Origin of the sequence: Edaphobacter bradus (assembly GCF_025685645.1) — a bacterium.
GTDB lineage: Bacteria > Acidobacteriota > Terriglobia > Terriglobales > Acidobacteriaceae > Edaphobacter > Edaphobacter bradus.
The window spans coordinates 1180697-1197921 of sequence record NZ_JAGSYF010000001.1 but is presented as its reverse complement, the minus strand read 5'-3'; the positions used below and the strand labels follow the sequence as shown (position 1 = coordinate 1197921).

13 protein-coding genes are annotated in these 17225 nt (G+C 58.6%); 5 read left to right on the top strand and 8 right to left on the bottom strand.

Translation table 11 applies throughout. From position 1 onward, the window contains the following. Positions 1-21: 21 nt before the first annotated feature. Positions 22-1173, top strand: a complete 1152-nt coding sequence (gene mqnE / locus OHL16_RS05100; protein ID WP_263365977.1) for an aminofutalosine synthase MqnE — start codon at positions 22-24, stop codon at positions 1171-1173. A 425-nt stretch (positions 1174-1598) separates the two neighbouring features. Here the strand turns inward: mqnE and OHL16_RS05095 are convergent, their stop codons facing one another. Continuing rightward, positions 1599-2771, bottom strand: a complete 1173-nt coding sequence (locus OHL16_RS05095; protein ID WP_263365976.1) for an MFS transporter — start codon at positions 2769-2771, stop codon at positions 1599-1601. A gap of 11 nt (positions 2772-2782) precedes the next feature. Continuing rightward, the gene (locus tag OHL16_RS05090) at positions 2783-3856 is read right to left on the bottom strand and encodes a LacI family DNA-binding transcriptional regulator (protein WP_263365975.1); all 1074 of its coding nucleotides are present in this window, start codon (positions 3854-3856) and stop codon (positions 2783-2785) included. Between the two features lie 524 nt (positions 3857-4380). On the opposite strand from OHL16_RS05090, the gene OHL16_RS05085 reads away from it, so the two are divergent. After that, the gene (locus OHL16_RS05085) at positions 4381-7503 is read left to right on the top strand and encodes a TonB-dependent receptor (RefSeq protein ID WP_263365974.1); all 3123 of its coding nucleotides are present in this window, start codon (positions 4381-4383) and stop codon (positions 7501-7503) included. 102 nt (positions 7504-7605) lie between these two features. Here the strand turns inward: OHL16_RS05085 and murA are convergent, their stop codons facing one another. After that, positions 7606-8889, bottom strand: coding sequence for a UDP-N-acetylglucosamine 1-carboxyvinyltransferase (gene murA, locus OHL16_RS05080; RefSeq protein WP_263365973.1), 1284 nt, complete (start codon positions 8887-8889; stop codon positions 7606-7608). 472 nt (positions 8890-9361) lie between these two features. Here murA and OHL16_RS05075 point away from each other — a divergent pair, with 472 nt between their 5' ends. After that, positions 9362-10609, top strand: coding sequence for a glycosyltransferase family 87 protein (locus tag OHL16_RS05075; protein ID WP_263365972.1), 1248 nt, complete (start codon positions 9362-9364; stop codon positions 10607-10609). Between the two features lie 366 nt (positions 10610-10975). Here OHL16_RS05075 and murQ read toward each other — a convergent pair whose 3' ends face one another. Next, positions 10976-11941, bottom strand: coding sequence for an N-acetylmuramic acid 6-phosphate etherase (gene murQ / locus OHL16_RS05070; RefSeq protein WP_263365971.1), 966 nt, complete (start codon positions 11939-11941; stop codon positions 10976-10978). A 236-nt stretch (positions 11942-12177) separates the two neighbouring features. Between murQ and OHL16_RS05065 the strand changes: the two genes are divergently transcribed. Together OHL16_RS05065 and lepB are read left to right on the top strand one after the other, a co-directional pair. Continuing rightward, a complete protein-coding gene (locus tag OHL16_RS05065) occupies positions 12178-13248 on the top strand; it encodes a serine hydrolase (RefSeq protein WP_263365970.1) in 1071 nt (356 codons plus the stop codon). Further along, positions 13245-13841 carry a signal peptidase I gene (gene lepB, locus OHL16_RS05060; RefSeq protein WP_263365969.1) on the top strand — a complete coding sequence of 199 codons (597 nt, stop codon included), beginning with the start codon at positions 13245-13247 and terminating at the stop codon, positions 13839-13841. Before OHL16_RS05065 ends, lepB begins: the two co-directional genes overlap by 4 nt. 3 nt (positions 13842-13844) lie before the next feature. Here lepB and tpiA read toward each other — a convergent pair whose 3' ends face one another. The 4 genes from tpiA to OHL16_RS05040 form a co-directional block, all read right to left on the bottom strand. After that, a complete protein-coding gene (gene tpiA, locus OHL16_RS05055) occupies positions 13845-14603 on the bottom strand; it encodes a triose-phosphate isomerase (protein ID WP_263365968.1) in 759 nt (252 codons plus the stop codon). Between the two features lie 138 nt (positions 14604-14741). After that, the gene (locus tag OHL16_RS05050; RefSeq protein WP_263365967.1) at positions 14742-15392 is read right to left on the bottom strand and encodes a DUF4919 domain-containing protein; all 651 of its coding nucleotides are present in this window, start codon (positions 15390-15392) and stop codon (positions 14742-14744) included. Then, complete coding sequence (locus tag OHL16_RS05045) at positions 15389-16615, bottom strand: phosphoglycerate kinase (protein ID WP_263365966.1); 1227 nt, start codon at positions 16613-16615, stop codon at positions 15389-15391. The genes OHL16_RS05050 and OHL16_RS05045 overlap by 4 nt, the downstream gene beginning before the upstream one ends. 95 nt (positions 16616-16710) lie before the next feature. Then, positions 16711-17190 (bottom strand): DUF1440 domain-containing protein, encoded by a 480-nt coding sequence (locus OHL16_RS05040; protein WP_263365965.1) that lies wholly within the window; start codon positions 17188-17190, stop codon positions 16711-16713. Positions 17191-17225 lie beyond the last annotated feature (35 nt).

Genomic DNA, 17225 nt, shown 5'->3' with positions numbered 1-17225 from the left:
GCAGAGCGATACAATCATTCCATGAGCGTTGAATCCTCCAGCCTTCGTCCTCGCCACTCCTTCCAAACCGACGACGCTGCGCTTCTTCCAATAGCGACGAAGGTGCAGGCGGGAGAGCGTCTCAGCTTTGAGGATGGTGTCACGCTCTACCGCAGCGGCGACATTCTTGCAGTGGGCTGGCTGGCCAACTCCGTCCGCGAGAGACTGCACGGCGATGTGACGTACTTCAATGTCAACCGCCATATCAATCCGACCAACGTCTGCGTCGCCTCCTGCCGGCTGTGCGCCTTCGGGCGAAAAAAAGGAGATGCCGGCACGTACACGATGGCGCTCGAAGAGGCCTGGGACGCTGCGGCCTCCGGCTATACGGAGGCCGTGACGGAGTTTCACATCGTCGGCGGGTTGCACCCGGATCTTCCCTTTGAGTACTTCATGGATCTGGTGCGCGGTCTGAAGGTCCGGTTTCCGAAGGTTCACATCAAGGCGTTCACGATGGTGGAGGTCGCTTTTCTCGCCAAGCGAGGCAAGATGACGATTCCCGAGACGCTGCAGCGGATGAAGGAGGCCGGCGTGGACTCTATGCCGGGCGGGGGCGCGGAAATATTTGCCGACCGGATCCGCCACATCATCTGCGATCACAAGATCGACGGCAGCGAGTGGCTTGAGACGGCACGTCAGGCGCACAAGATCGGCCTGCGCTCCAATGCGACGATGCTTTATGGTCACGTCGAGAACGACGAAGACCGCGTCGATCATCTGGTGAGGTTGCGTACACTGCAGGATGAGACGAGTGGATTCCAGACCTTCATCCCGCTGGCATTTCATCCCGACCATACGGCACTGTCGCACATTCCGCGAACGACGGGCATGCTCGACATAAGGCAAATCGCCGTTGGGCGTCTGATGCTCGACAACTTCGCCCACATCAAGAGCTATTGGCAAATGGTTACGCCGAAGATGGCCCAGATCTCGCTTCGCTTCGGCGCAGACGATATCGACGGCACCGTGGTCGAGGAGAAGATTTACCACGACGCAGGGGCAACCACGCCACAGGGCCTGCGCCGCAAGGACCTGGTCCGCCTCATCACCGAGGCTGGCCGGACGCCCTTTGAACGTGACACCATGTACCGCGCGGTCACACGCAGCGAAGACACCTTCACGGTCGCGGTCTAAAGGCTTCTACCTCGTAACTCACCAGACGTTACTCTCGAGATGTCCCCCCCGTAACATCATGGCAGGCCTACGTTTGCCAAGTTTGTCGAGATAGGGAATCGCTTTGCCATCGGTGTGGGTAAATATTTGGAACTATCACCGGCAATTTCTTGCATATTTCCACGCTTTCTCCTCAGAAACTTTCAAAACTCCCTGTAAATCGCTGGTTCTGCGAATGGTTGTCTGCTTGCAAGCGAAAAGAGCGTACCAGAAATTCGGCTCATCCTCAGGGGGAAGTTATGTATCTGCTCTTTACACCGGCCATGGTCGCAGTTGCTGTCATCGCATTGATCACGATTCGCGACCAGTTCAGATTCACTGTCAAGTAATCATGTAGCGGCAGACCACGAGGAGAATGCTTGTCGTGCGTCTGCGGCTTTGTTCTTCTAAGCCCGACGGGCTGCCTCGTGCCTGCCGGTGATCGCGCCAGAGATGGCGAGAAGCGTAATCGCTCCGATCACCGGGACGGCGAGTCCTGCGCTGAGCTGGTGAAATCTCGTTGAGGTAACTCCGGTCAGCCAGGGCAATGTGGCGCCGCCAAGTGAGGCGGTGGCGAACAAGGGCCCGAGGTGGGGATGTCTCCCCGTTCTTGCAAGCAGGAGCGAGACGATAAGGGGGTAGAGCGGAGCAATTGCCAGCCCGCAGAGAACCGCGAGAAGCACGATCGACCCTGCGTGCAGGCGCTGTTCTATCGCCAGCGTCGCTGAGGCGCCAATCAGCACGACGAGCGCTGCACGATACAGTGCGACCTCTCCGAGGCGCTGGACGATGGCCGCCATCAGCATACGACCCGCGAGCTCAGCCAGCCAAAAGTAGAGCGAGATGGAAGAGGCCAGCAAGACTGCACTCTTTCGGACAGCGTAGCTAGGCAGCCAGCCACCCAGCGTGCTCTCGATCCCCACAAAGAGCATCAGCGACAAAGCGAACAGTAGGAGAGGAAGCAAGGAAAGCGGGAGACGAGACGGTGCTGTCTGCCCCTTAGGCTGTGCTTGCGACTCTGCCTGGGGCGGCAAGGTGACCGCAACGAGACCAGCGAGAGCCAGCGCTGTTCCGGTGATCAAGAAGAAGAGTCGCGGGCCGCAGAAGCGTAGGAGCGACGGGCAGGAGATTGCGCCCAGGCTCCAGCAGACGTTAAGTAGCGCGAGAAGGCGTGCCCGTCCTGAGCTGACCGCCGTGCCCACGAGAACGTTGCCGGCCGTAAGTGAGGCCCCGATCCCCAGACCCACGAAAAAGAGCGTGACGTGTGCGACGCCGAAGGCTGCCCAGGGCATGACGAAGCATCCGGCCGCCGTGAGCAACGATCCAAAGATGACGCTGAGGCGCAATCGGAACGAAGCGACCACGGATCCAGACAGCTGGCCGGCGAAGAATGCTGTGAACAGAACCCCGGCCGCTGCGTCCTGAATGTGCCAGCGCTCGATGAGCCCTGGCAGCAGAGGCCCGAGCATGACAGTTGCAATGCCACCGCACGCGAAGGAAAAAAATACTGGAGCGATGATATGCAGGGGGAGGGGACTGGCGTTTTGGGGGGAGCCCTCTGTCAATGTCTTTGAGTCCACCGTGTCCTCATTCAGCGCCGTGCGCGTTTCGTCTTGGAGGAGGGAACTTCGTGGACGCCTGCCGTAGATTCGCGGACAACGAGCTCAGGCTCGAACCAGACGTTGTTCTGATAGGGTGCTTCAGGAGACTGGATGCGCTTCACCAGAAGCTCAGCGGCGGTCGCTCCCATCTGGTGCAGCGGCTGGCGAACGGTGGTGAGGCGGGGGCTCAAATACTCGGCGACGATGATGTCATCGAATCCGATAACGGAGATGTCGAGCGGGCAGTTGAGGCCTACGTCCTGAATTGCGCGAATTGCCCCGATGGCGGCCGTGTCATTGAAGCTGAAGATGGCGGTGAAGTCCCGGGTGCGCGCCAGGAGTTCGCGGACGGGCTGATAACCAAGGTCGGGGGACCAAGAGTTCTTCTCGAGATGAATGCACAGCTCGGGGCGGACGGTAATTCCTATCTCCCGTGCGATGCTGACGATGGCGTCCCAGCGGGCTTCGGAGTCGCTGACGTACTTGTGGCCTTTCATGAAGGCGATACGCCGGTGGCCCAGGTCGTAGAGGTGGCGGAGCGCCACCTTCGCCGCGCGGTCGTGGTCCAGAACGACGTTCGTGACTCCCGGGATATCGCCGTGTGCGGAGATGCTGACGACTGGTAGAGGTACCTTGTGCCGTAGCTCGGTGTTGACGGTGAGGAAGCCATCGACGGAGCGTTCCATTAGCAGGTCCGGGTACTCCTCCACGAGGTCAGGACGGCAGAGGTGGCTAACGGTGAAGTAGAGGAAGCCCGCTTGTAGCAGGTACGACTCGACGCCTAGCATGACGCGCGTGAAATAGCCTTCGCTGACCTCAGGGACGATGACGCCTACGGTATTGGTGAGGCGTGTGCGCAGCATGCGCGCGTGGAGGTTGGGGCGGTACTCGAATTTCTTTGCGGCAGCCTGGACGCGCTGGCGTGTCGACTGCGAGATGGACTGCGCCACGGGGGAGTTGTTGAGGACTATGGAAACCGTCGCCGGTGAGAGATCAAGGTATTCCGCGAGGATCTTGAGTGTTATCGGTTTGCCAGAGTCAGGCTTACTCTTCTTGCCGGTCATTTAACTTCCGCAAAGGGTCTCTTAAGCGATGCAACTGTTGTACAGAAGCCATACCTCAGTTGTATACCTTTCGCCGAGGATGCCTAAGACTTACGCGACACGAATCTATGTTTTGAGGAAAAGAGACAAGTCTCTTACTTGTTTTCTGATGACAACTAATATTGAACGGACCTGCTAGCCTATCGGCAAAAGATATATCAATCTACTCACTATTAGCCCAGTTTCCTTTTGGGAATGGGTTTGTGGTTTCGAAACTGAAAATGAGCTTCAAGTTGTGGCCAAAGGCATTGACAGAGATTCCAACTCGTGGAAACTTAGTCACATATCTCTGTTGATAACGCCTTTCCCCCTGCGCGACGAGCAGACGTTTTCGATCTGTGGTGAGCGCAGGATCTAAGTGATTTCCTGGAGTCGCCTTATATCCGGGCCTGATTAGCTATTGCAGATTGAGTGATTTGTCATATCGAAAACAAAAAAATATTTCAGTACCAGTAAAACGCTTGCAGTTCTTGAGGAGGCATCAAGTGAAACGATCTAAGAAGCTGTGTGGACTAATCGCCGCTGCAGTTTTGGTGCTGTTGAGTACGCCTTTGGTTCTGGGGCAGTCGACAGCTACGTTGTCTGGAACGGTCACGGATCCGAGCGGAGCCGTCGTACCAAACGCTACGGTGTTGGTTCACTCGCTGGCGACCGGCGTAGATCGGAGCACTGTAAGCGATGGAGCTGGATATTACACGGCGCCCTCGCTTCAGCCCGGTGAGTACAGTGTCACTGTAAATGCTGCGGGGTTTGCCAGGTTCGTCGTCGAACGAGTAACGCTCGAGGTGGACGGACATGGAACGGTCAACGCCAGGCTGGCCTTGTCGAGTACCGGCGAGACCGTACAAGTGGAAGGAACTCCTCCGGCAATTGAGACGCAAACGATTACCGTTGGGCAGGTCATCGATCAGAAGACGGTGCAGGAGATTCCCCTGAATGGCCGCCATTTTCTAGACCTGACGGTGCTGACCCCTGGAGGCGTGACCGCCCCGCCATCGGGGAACCTTACCTCTCCGAGCCGCGGCCTGGGTGCGAACTCGTTCATCACGGCGGGCAACCGGGAAGACTCCGTAAACTTCCAGATCAATGGCGTGAATTTGAACGACATGGTTCAGAACCAGATTACGTTCCAGCCGTCGATCAATACGACCTCAGAGTTCAAGATAAACAACTCAACCTACAGCGCGGAGTATGGGCGCAGCTCCGGATCGATCGTGAATGTGAGCACGCGGTCGGGCACGAATGCATTTCACGGCGAGGCGTTTGATTATCTGCGCAACAACTACTTCGATGCGCGGAATTACTTCAACACCAAAGCGGTACCGCAAGCGGCGCTGAAACGCAATAACTTTGGCGGCGCTTTGGGCGGGCCTATCTTCCGCAATCGCACATTCTTCTTCGTAAGTTATGAGGGGCTGCGCCAGGCGCAGGCGATCACGCTCAACAGCGGTGTCTTCACCAACGCGCAGCGCACCACGATTGCGGCCACCGGCAGTCCGTCGGCGAAGGCGCTCCTTCCATTGATTCCTTTAGCCAATGATTCTTCGGGAGCACGGTTCCTAGGGAGTACTCCAGGACCGGTGAATATCGATCAGGGAACGGCCGATGCCTTTCATCAGTTCAGCCCCTCAGACCAGATTCACGGCTTTTATGCCTTCCAGGCCGATAGCCGTATTGAACCAACTCTGCAAGGCAACACCATCTCAGGCTTTGGCGATCATCGCAATTCGCACCGTCAAATCCTGACTCTGAACGAGACACATATCTTCAACTCTAACTTGGTCAACGAGGCTCGTCTCGGCTTTAACCGAATCTCGATTGCGTTCACACCAAACGCGCAGCTGAATCCAGTGAACTACGGTATTTCAAGCGGAATCACTACAGCGCTGGGACTTCCGCAGATGACGATCACCGATATAGGGCTGAACTTTGGCGGCCCTTCCACTTTCCCGCAGGGGAGAACGGATACGTTGGGGATATTCTCGGATGCCGCGACGTATCTGAGGGGACGGCACACAATCAAGTTCGGCGGCGAATATCGCCGGTTTCTCAATGCGAATTTCGCTGGTGATGTGGGGACGCTTGGTTTTACCACAACAGCAACCTTTATCGCGGGCAACGCGACCAACTTTTCCATCACTCCATCCATCGTCTCCAGTCGCATTTATGCGAATGCGATTGGCGCGTTCGTCCAGGACAATTACAAGATTGTTCCCAACCTCACGCTTGAGCTTGGCTTGCGCTTTGAATGGAACGGCACGCCAACGGAAGGCGCCAATCGGCTTGTTGTCTTCGACGCTCCGACGACCAGCCTGATCCGAACCGGTACTCAGGGACTGGGCAGCGTGTACAAGCAAAACTACAACGCCGAACCGCGCCTTGGGCTCGCCTATGACGTGTTTGGCACAGGCAAAACGGTGGTTCGCGCCGGCTATGGGTTGATGGCGGATCAGCCGACGACCAATGTGATTACTGGGCTGGCATCGAATGCGCCATTTGCCGCGCCGGTCTCGTTCAACGCGAGTAGCAAGACTCCGTCGATTCCGGTGAGCAACCTATATGGCTCTGCGGCGGCGAGCGGGCTGGCGATCAGCAACGTCATGCAGAACTTCCGCAATGCCTATACGCAGTCCTACAACTTCAATATTCAGCAAGAACTCCCGGGACGGGTTGCGTTGCAGGCTGGCTACTTTGGATCAGTTGGGCGCCATCTCCGGGCACGGTTGAACCAGAACCAGCCGATTAACGGAGTACGCCCTTATTTGGCAATCTCGTCGTCGAGCCTGATTGCACAAGGCAGATCGACGAATGCTAACATCGCTGAGGCGTCGAGTGTTGGATCGTCGAACTACAACGCGATGTGGCTGTCAGCGCGCAAGAGCGCCAGCCACGGGCTGACGCTGAACACAACCTATACCTATTCGAAGTCCCTCGATGTGAACTCCCTCGGATCGCAGGGAGGGTATGTCTTCCAGGACAGCTACAATCCAGGGAACAACTACGGCCCTTCGGACTTTGACGTGCGGCATCGTATCTCCGGGAGTGCGATCTACGAACTGCCGTTCAAGGGAAACAGGCTTGTAGAGGGGTATCAGTTGTCTGGCATCGTACAGTGGCAGACAGGCAACCCGATTAACGTTGTAAACCCTGTCTCAACCTTCAATGGATTGAACGGGGGGACAGCGACCGTTCGTCCGAATGTGGTTGCCCCGATTAGGATTCACAAAGGACGTGTCGGGACGAATCCGAACGTGACGTGGATTACGTCGACTTTGTGCCCGACGAGCGGACCCGTAGCCGGTTGTGCGTTTGTGAACACGACCAACAGCTTCGGCAGCCTTTCGCGCAATGCGATCACGGGACCTGGCTTTGCCGACGTCGACTTCTCGCTGGAGAAGAACACGAAGATCACCGAGCGGGTGAGCATGCAACTCCGCGCGGATATCTTCGATATCTTCAATCATCCCAGCTTTGCCAATCCGACCGCGGGAGCGGCGAATGCGAGCGATACATCGACGACCTTTGGACAAATCTCTGCAACGCGGTTTGCGGTTGGAGATCTTGGGTCATCGCGGCAGATTCAACTCGCCGGGAAGATCATCTTCTAGCCAAAAGCTGAATCGCTTATCACCGTAACAAGAGCGCTTCGTCTGCTGGACCGGGACGAAGCGCTCTTGTTTTATGCGAATTCGAGTGGAGTGGGTTGAGAGCTATTTCTTACCGAAGACGTCGCCCAAGCGGCGGATTTGGGCTCCTACTCCGCGAAGTTTTTCTTCGAAGCGCTCATAGCCTCGATCGAGGTGGTAGACGCGGTCGAGGATCGTCTCGCCATCGGCGACGAGAGCGGCAAGGACGAGCGAGGCCGAAGCACGGAGGTCGGAGCACATGACGGCGGCGGACTGCAGTGGCGTCTTGCCGCGGACGGTGGCAGCGCGGCCCTGCACAGTGATGTTGGCTCCCATGCGGTTGAGCTCCTGCACGTGCATGAACCGGTTTTCGAAGATGTTTTCCGTAACGATGCTGGTGCCGTCGGCCTGGCTGGCGAGGGCCATGTACTGGGCCTGCATGTCGGTGGGAAAGCCGGGGTACTCCTCAGTGGAGAGGTCGGTTGCCTTGAGGTCTCCGCCGCCTGAGCGGACGCGGATGCAATCAGCTCCTATGTCGAGCTTGACGCCGGACTGCTCGAGCTTGCTGATGAGCGCGCCGAGGTGGGCGGGGTTGCAGGAGTCGACGTTGAGGTCGCCGCCGGTTATAGCCCCGGCGACGAGAAAGGTTCCGGCCTCGATGCGATCGGGGTTGATGCGGTGGCGCGCGCCGTGGAGGCGGGAGACGCCCTGGATGCGGATGGTCGGCGTGCCAGCGCCTTCGATCTTCGCGCCCATCGCGTTGAGCAGGGCAGCGAGGTCAGTGACCTCGGGCTCGCGGGCGCAGTTCTCAAAGAGGCTCTCGCCGTCGGCGAGCGCTGCGGCCATGAGGAGGTCTTCGGTGCCGGTGACGGTGATCTTGTCGAAGACGATGTGGGCGCCCTTGAGGCGGTCGGCCTTGGCTTCGAGGTAGCCGTGGTCGTAGGTGATGGTGGCTCCCATGGCCTCGAGTCCCTTGATGTGGAGGTCGATGGGGCGGCCTCCGATGGCGCAGCCTCCGGGCATGGCTACGCGGGCCATGCCTGTGCGGGCGATAAGCGGACCGAGGACGAGCGAGCTGGCGCGCATGGTTTTGACGATCTCGTACTTGGCGACGGGGTCGGAGAGGATGCCGCACTTGATGCGGGTGCGGTGCTGGGCGCGACCGTAGCCTAGCTCGACCTCGGCTCCCATGCTGGCGAGCAGCTTGCGCTCGGTCTCGATATCGCGGACCTGGGGGATGTTTTCGAGGATGACTTCATCTTCGGTGAGGATGGCGGCGGCCATGCAGGGGAGGGCGGAGTTCTTGGCTCCGGAGACTTTGATTGTGCCGAGAAGCGGGTTTCCGCCGCGTACTACGAACTTATCCATGATTCTGAGTTTACGGGCATCTGGCGTGGAAATGGGTAGCTTGGCTGATTCCACGTCGTAACGCCCCTCCCTAGGACTTATTTGTGCAAAGTATTCAAAAATAATGATTTATCTTCGAACTTCACGCGGAAAGTACCGCCACGGAGGGGGTGGCTCCTGCAAAGTCTTGTCAGGATTTGGGTTATCGGCGAATTCATCGCTCCTCCTCGAAGATGTTTGATGCCCTAAAGTGCGAGAACCCCGGTATGGGTTCCGGGGCTCTCGCGCTTACTACTTCTATTCTAGCAGTTGGGAGAAACTAGTCTGCCATTTGTATTCGCGTGTAAACAGGAGGGTTAGACAGATTTGGGGCTTGACATGTTTTCTGTGGATAAGCCAGAAAATGCCTAATTGGGCGTAAATGGAGAGTGGCCGGAGCAAAGTCTTTCTGCTAGTGTTTGCTGAAATGCAAAGAGCCTCCCGAAGAGAGCTGGTGCAGACGATCTTTCTCTGTGCGTTGGCTGTCATGGCTGTGTGTCAGATCGGGATATGCTTCGGTGGCCTGGAGGCGGCGTTGGGAGGTCTGGATTTCCGGACCTTCTATGCAGCGGGGCATATGGTGCGCTCGGGAGAGGCCTCACAGCTTTATGACGTTGTGGCGCAGAGATTGGCGCAGGACAGGCTGGTAGAGCCTCGGTGGGGGGTTCTGCCGTTTTTCAATCCCGCATATGCTGCGCTTCCTTTTGTCCCGCTTTCGCTGCTTGGCTATAAGGCTGCTTACTTCACCTTCTGGGGACTCAATCTCCTATTGGCCGGCTGTGCGGCGGCAGTGATACGGGTTTACCTCCCGTCCCTTGCCGGTCTCGGGAAGCTATTGCCCATTCTGATCTTTTTGTCTTTTTTCCCGGTGGGAGTTGCGTTGCGGAAGGGGCAGGTGTCTCTGATTCTCCTTCTGATTTTCTGCGGCTGCTTTGCAGCATTGCAGCGTGGCCGGGCCTTTGCTGCAGGCGGTTTGCTTGCGCTTGCCCTCATCAAGCCTCAGGTTGCATTGCCTGTTGCTCTGCTCTTTCTGGTCTGGCGCCGCTGGCGGTTCGCCGCAGGTTTTGGCTGCGGTTCGGTTGTGGCGGCTTTGCTCTCACTTTGGATTACAGGCAAGAGCGGTTTTGAAGAGTATGGGCGCATGATTCTATCGTCCAGAATTACTGTCCCAACGGCCCAGATGCGGTACGCCGTAGTTCCGGAGCAGATGCCGAATCTGTATGGCTTCCTTTCTTCCATCTCACACGGAGCGCATTGGGGGCATGTCCTGACCATTGTTTGTTCGCTGGTGATACTGGGGTGGGCTATGTTTCAACGGCCATCGTTGCCCGTTGCGCTGCTCGCAGGCATGCTGGTGAGCTATCACCTTTACGAGTACGATCTCAGCCTGCTGCTATTGCCGGTCTGCCTGACGTTGAATGAGTTCGTTTCCGGGTATATCTCCGATTCTTCGGTTGCGAGTGACGTCTCTCTTAGGAGCGTCCGTCGCGTGGCCGCTGGAGTTCTGTGTGTTGTCCTTTTGCTCTCGCCACTCTATATGCTCTTGATGGTGACGGAGCGGCTGTACCTGATCGCGCTCATGGTTGCGGCGCTGCTGCTTTGCCTGCCTGTTGTGGAGGCACAAGGAATGACGCAACCGCTGGATTCAACGCGCTCGAGGCAAGGTGATTGTGTGACTACTGCGGATGCAGAATTTCTGTAGCGAGATCGCACGATTCACTGAGGCCGATTCTTTCCCACCCATGCCGCGATGAGGCTGCGGCATGAATGGGGCACCCGAGCTTTGGTGGCTCTTCAGGCGAACAGCAGATTCCTCGGCTTCGCCCGGAATGACAACCAAAAAGGCGAGTGGTTTTGTGGCTGGAGGTGTGGTTCTTTCCCACCCATGCCGCGATGAGGCTGCGGCATGAATGGGGCACCCGAGCTTCAGTGACTCTTCAGGCGAACAGCAGATTCCTCGGCTTCGCTCGGAATGACAAGCAAAAATGATGCTCCGGAATGACAAGCAAAAATGATGCTCCGGAATGACAACCCAAAAAGGATGCTCCGGTAATCCGGAGACTCAAGGCTAGAGTTCGAGGCGGGAGTCCTCGATGGCGAGGCGGACGTTGCCGTCGGATTTGGTGAGGCGGCGGACGGCTTCCATCTTGTCGACGTTGGCCTTGAGCATGACGACAGCGATCGGGATGGATTTGCCAGCGGACTTGATGGTTCGGATGGCAGTGTCACGGTCGATCTTGCAGACCTTCATGAGGACGCGGATGCCACGCTCGACGAGCTTCGCGTTCTTCATGTGCACGTTGACCATGAGGTTGTCGTAGACGTAGCCGAGGCGCGTCATGGCTCCAGTGGTGATCATGTTGAGGATCATCTTCTGGGAAGAGGCAGACTTCATGCGCGTAGAGCCGGAGATGACCTCAGGGCCAACCTCGGCGACGATGGTGATATCCGAGACGGTCGAGAGCGGAGTGTTGAGGTTGCAGGTGACAGCGGCAGTCTTGGCACCGCGGGCGCGTGCGTACTCGACTGCACCGACGACATAAGGCGTGCGGCCAGAGGCAGAGACGCCGATGACGATGTCTTTGCGGGTTGGACGGCGGCGGGCGATGTCGCGCTGGCCGATCTCGGGAGAGTCCTCGTTGACGTCGGAGGCCGATGCCAAGGCCTTAGGTCCGCCGGCCATGATGTATTGCACCTGAGCCGGAGCGGTGGAGAAGGTAGGCGGACACTCGGAGGCATCGAGCGAGGCGATGCGGCCCGACGAGCCTGCGCCGACGTATATAAGGCGTCCTCCGTCGCGGAGCGAGCGGGCAACAGTGTCGATCACGAGAGCAATCTCCGGCAGCGCCTTCTTGACTGCAGCGGCGACCTTGGCGTCCTCGTGGTTAATGATGCGCGCGATCTCGATGGCCGACTTGGTGTCGAGGCCTTCGGATGCGGTGTTTGGGGTCTCTGTTGTGAGCCTCTCCAGGAGGTCTTCGAGGGGGGCAGATTTGGAGGGGGATGCCTGCTCGAGCATGGTTAGAGTGGCCATAAGGTTCCTTGCGCGATTCGTTCGGCGAGATCCTGCGCTACGTCGCTGCCAGGCCTCGCTCTGTCATCTCCTATGAACATTCTAGTCCCATTGGGCTTAGATGCGTAGGGAAAGCTTTGCGTCTAGGGGGGTGGAATGCTCGATGATCCCCAGACTCTGTATAGCAGGAGTCGGCTGGATAGACCAGAAATCTTTTTCTGCTTTGCGGGGTGAGGGTTCTCTGTAAGACTAATCCTATGGGAGACATCTTTGCCGGTCGTCGGGTGGTTACGGGAGTTACTGCGTTCGTAATGCTGACGGGGCTGCTGGGGGCTCCAATTGCTGCACAGGCCCAGGGAGTGGCTCAGCAGCCTGCGATTATCGCCGGACAGGACAGTCGGCTTGAGATGGAGCTGAAGGGACTGGCGGCGGCGCACCACGGGCATGTGGCCCTGTATGCCAAACAATTGAACACCGGGCATACGGTAGGGATCGACGAGAATACGCCGGTACAAACGGCCTCGGTGATCAAGCTGACGATCCTGTTTGAGGCGATGGAGCAGGTGCGTGCAGGCAAGGCGCGGTGGGACGAGAAGATCACGCTGGCCAAGGGAGATGGGGTGAACGGGTCGGGAGTGTTGGCGTTTCTGGACGCTCCGCAGACGCTGACCCTGAAGGATGTGCTGACGCTGATGGTGGTCTTGAGCGACAATACGGCCACGAACCTGATGATCGACCGGTTTGGTGTAGACGCGGTGAACGCGCGGATCGCATGGATGGGCCTGAAGGATACGCATCTGTATAAGAAGATCGGCAAGCCGGCGTCTGGGCCGATGCCTGCCGATCAGCCTAAGTTCGGGCTGGGCAAGACGACTCCGCGCGAGATGGAGATGGCGATGGAGCGGATCGGGCGGTGCGAGCTGGGGGCTCCGGGCGAGGCTTCTCAGCCGGGCGATGCGGCGATCTGTCAGGTCGCACTGACGATGCTGCGAAACCAGTTCTATCGGAATACGATCCCGCGGTACCTGGAGAAGCTGGACGCGAGCGAGACGGGGTCGGGGATTGCCAGCAAGACGGGCAGCCTGAATGCTGTTCGGAATGACGTGGCCATTGTGGCGGGAAAGACGGGGCCGATGGTGATCTCGATCTTTACGTACGACAATGAAGATAAGAGCTGGACGGCAGATAATGAGGGTGAAGTAACCATTGGCAGGCTGGCGAAGGCGATTGTGGAGGCGTGGTCGCCGGCAGGGCTGGATGGGAAGATGCTGGTGCCGGGTTTAGGGCTGGAAGGCGCACCGAAAGGGGAGGTTAGCGCGTCTAAATGAGTGTGGAAGAACAGAACGGTTTGAACGGTCAGGGAAGCGAGCAGCCGCCCGCGAATGAGCCGGAGCAGAGGTCTGCCCCTGGACGGAACAGCGTGCACTCGTGGGTGCGCGACCTGGTAGTCTCGATTGCGGTTTCGACCTTCATTATTGTGTTTCTGTACCAGCCGGTGAGAGTGGAAGGCACGAGCATGCTGCCGATGCTCGAAGATCAGGACCGGCTGTTTGTAAACAAGATGGCGTACCGGGTGGGAGAGATTCATCGCGGAGACGTGGTGGTGTTTCTGTATCCACACGACCATGAGAAGAGCTATATCAAGCGGGTGATTGCGCTGCCGGGTGATGAGCTGAGGATCGATCATGGGCGGGTGTATGTGAATGGCAAGCAGCTGGTGGAGAAGTATGTGCCGGCGCAGTTTGAGGACGACCGGTCGCAACCGGAGATGACGGTTCCGCCGGATGAGTATTTCGTGATGGGAGATCACAGGTCGATCTCGAGCGACAGCCGCGACTTCGGTCCGGTGGACCGTGACCTGATCTATGGGAAGGCTGCGTTTGTGTACTGGCCGATGGAGCAGGTGGGAGTGGTTCGGTAAAGGCTACGCGGTGGCGTTGCGGATGATGTCGAGGAAAGACCTGGGCTGAAGGCTGGCGCCGCCCACCAACGCGCCATCGATCTCAGGCTCTGCCATGAGGTTGGCGACATTGTCGGGTTTGACTGAGCCTCCGTAGAGGATGCGTGTGCTCTGGGAGCAGCGCTGGCCGAGGTGGACTGCGACCTCATGGCGGATGATGGCGTGGGCTTCATTGGCCTGGCGGGGCGTCGCGACGCTGCCGGTGCCGATGGCCCAGACGGGCTCGTAGGCGATGACCAGCTTGCCGCAGAGGTCACCTTGGATGCCGTTGAGCGCGACGGCGACCTGCCAGCGCAGGACGGCTTCAGTGAGTCCGGCCTCGCGCTTGTCGAAGGTTTCGCCGACGCAGACGATGGGGATAAGGTCGTGGTCGAGCGCGGCCTTGAGCTTGAGGTTGACCATGTCGTCGGTCTCGTGGGCGTAGATGCGGCGCTCGGAGTGGCCGATGAGGACTGCGGTGCAGCCGATGCTTTCGAGCATGGTGGGCGAGGTCTGGCCGGTGTAAGGGCCTTCGTTGAGCCAGTGCATGGTCTGCGCGCCGGCGGTCACGCACGTTCCCCGGGTGGCCTCGATGACGTAGCCGAGCGAGGACATGGTGGGGAAGATGGCGATCTCGCTGGCGGTGTGGCTCTCGACCTGCGGAAGGAACTCGTCGAGGAAGGCCAGGGACTCTTTGGGGGTCTTGTACATCTTCCAGTTGGCGGCGATCATCGGCTTTCGCATGTGCAGGCTAGTATTCCATCTAGATGCTTTTTCTGTGAAGCAGAATCGATTATCGTGGCGGTTACTGCCTCGTGCAGAGGACTACCATGCCGATTCGATGAGGGGTCTGCGCATGTCGTGATCAGGTAGCTTCGATTGCTAAGGTCCTTCTGAGGCTCTGCGGGTCAATTCGATATCTGTATCGGTATTGAACCAGAGGGTCATCTCCTTGCCGTCCTGGCCAACTACAGTCATCTGGTCAAAGGAGTGTCCTCCCCGTTTGACCAGGGCTTGCGACTTTAGAGACAGGCCAAGAAGCCGGAGGACGAAATATTCTTCCGTGGTGCTTACCGTGAACCACGCCGTGTCGGCGGTTTTGCCATCGCCGGAACTCAGAATGGATTGCAGGATTTTATCCACGATCAGTTTTTCGTGAGCTGCTTCGTCTTGTTTTCCCAGGTGTTTCAGCGCCACCATTGCCAGGAAGTGTCCATCGCCATTTGCGATGTCGTGCTGGATAATCTCCTGCGCTTTGAGAAGCGCCTTGTTGTAATCGCCGGCGTTGAATGCGGCGACACCATCGCTGTTTGCCTTGTGCCAGTCAAATAAACCGTCGAAGTCCGCAACGACTGCATCCAGTCGTAGTTCACGCCAATCGATGTTGAGGTCACCACCCTGTACCTTAGCCTTCAATGCGTCGTACTTTGCCTGGGCGACTTTGGCATCATCGAGGCCAAACACAGGAGGCGCGAGTCCAAAGAAGAGCAAAATGCCGCCAAGCGCCAGCGATTTATAGCTATAGGACTTCATTTATCGGTGAGTGCAGCTACTCCGGGGAGGGTCTTGCCTTCGAGGAATTCGAGCGAGGCTCCTCCTCCAGTGGAGATGTGGGTGATCTTGCTGGCTACGCCGGACTTCTGGACCGCGGCGACTGAGTCTCCGCCGCCGACGATGCTGGTGGCGTCGTGGTTGGCGGCTACGGCCTTGGCGATGGCGTTGGTCCCCTTGGCGAAGGCGGGCATCTCGAAGACGCCCATAGGGCCGTTCCAGACGATGGTGATGGCGTCGGCGATCTCTTTTTTGAATAGCTCGATGGAAGCGGGGCCGATGTCGAGGGCCATCCAGTCGGCGGGGAAGGCTCCTTTGCCGGAGAAGATCTGTGTCTTTGCGTCGGGCGCGAACTTGTCGGCCAGGACGTGGTCGACGGGGAGGAGGAAGTTGACGCCGTTCTTCTTGGCCTTGGCGAGCGCGGCCTTGGCAACGTCGATCTTGTCGGTCTCGACCAATGACTTTCCTGTTGCCTGGCCCTGGGCGTTTAGGAAGGTGTAAGCCATGCCTCCGCCGATGATCAGCGAGGTGACGCGGTCGAGGAGGCTATCGATGACCTCGATCTTGTCGGAGACCTTGGCCCCACCGATGATGGCGACGAAGGGCTTGATCGGGTCGGCGACGGCCTTGCTCAGATAGACGAGTTCCTTCTCCATGAGCAGGCCGGCGGCGGAGACGGGGACGAAGTGGGTGATGCCTTCGGTGGAGGCATGGGCGCGGTGCGCGCTGCCGAAGGCGTCGTTGATGTAGATGTCGCAGAGCGAGGCGAGCTCGCGGGCGAAATCGGGGTCGTTTTTTTCTTCCTCGGCGTGGAAGCGGAGGTTTTCGAGGAGGAGCGGCTGGCCAGGTTCAAGGTTGGATACCAACTCGGTGGCGATCTCGCCGACGCAGTCGGGGGAGAAGGCGACGTTCTCTTCGTCGTTGATGACGTGGTCGAGCAACTCGCGGAGGCGATCGACGACGGGACGGAGGCTCATGGAGGGGACGACCTTGCCCTTGGGACGGCCGAGGTGAGAGCAGAGGATGACGCGGGCCTTGCGGCGGAGAGCGTACTCGATGGTGGGGATGGTCTCGCGAATGCGCGTGTCGTCGGTGATGCGCGGTGCAGCGTCGCTGCCGTCGGCCGAGAGGGGGACGTTGAAGTCGACACGGATGAGGACGCGCTTGTTGGTGAGATCGAGATCGCGGATGGACATCTTCGACATTCGAGTTCCTTCTTGCTGGGTTACAAAAGATGAACTTATCTGTAAGGAAATGATAGCGGCTTGGAGCGCGCGTGGGGGCGATGCCGGCTGGGAAATTAGTTAGCGGGTGATGCGTAGCGGCGGGCGATGAGAGCGACCGGGATGCCGATGCAGAAGATCAGCGCGGCAACTCCGTTGATCAGGGGGATGAGCGGAGGTGTGGGGCGCGGGCCGATCCGCGAGAGCGGGAGGACGACGTAGTTCATCACCAGGTAGACAGCGATGCCATAGAGAGCGCCGAAGAGGAACGGATGGCTCATGAGAGGGAGGCGGCGGCTGGCGAGGATGTAGATGGTGGCGACGGTCGTTGCAATGAAGTAGTGAAGCAGCAGGCCGAGGATGGCGGTGCGGAGGCCTTGCGAGAAGGCGGCGCGGCCGAGGATGCCGGACGCGATGTTCTGCAGGAGGCGGATGGGAGGGGCGCCGCGGAGGCCGTAGAAGATGAGCGCGTCGGCGATGTCGAGCGTGCCGGCGATGACGCAGCAGAGTGAGATCGCCTTGACGAGTTGAGGGCGGCGGTCGGCAGGCGTCTGCATGAGACGGGATGATTGTACTCAGAGGCAAACGCTGC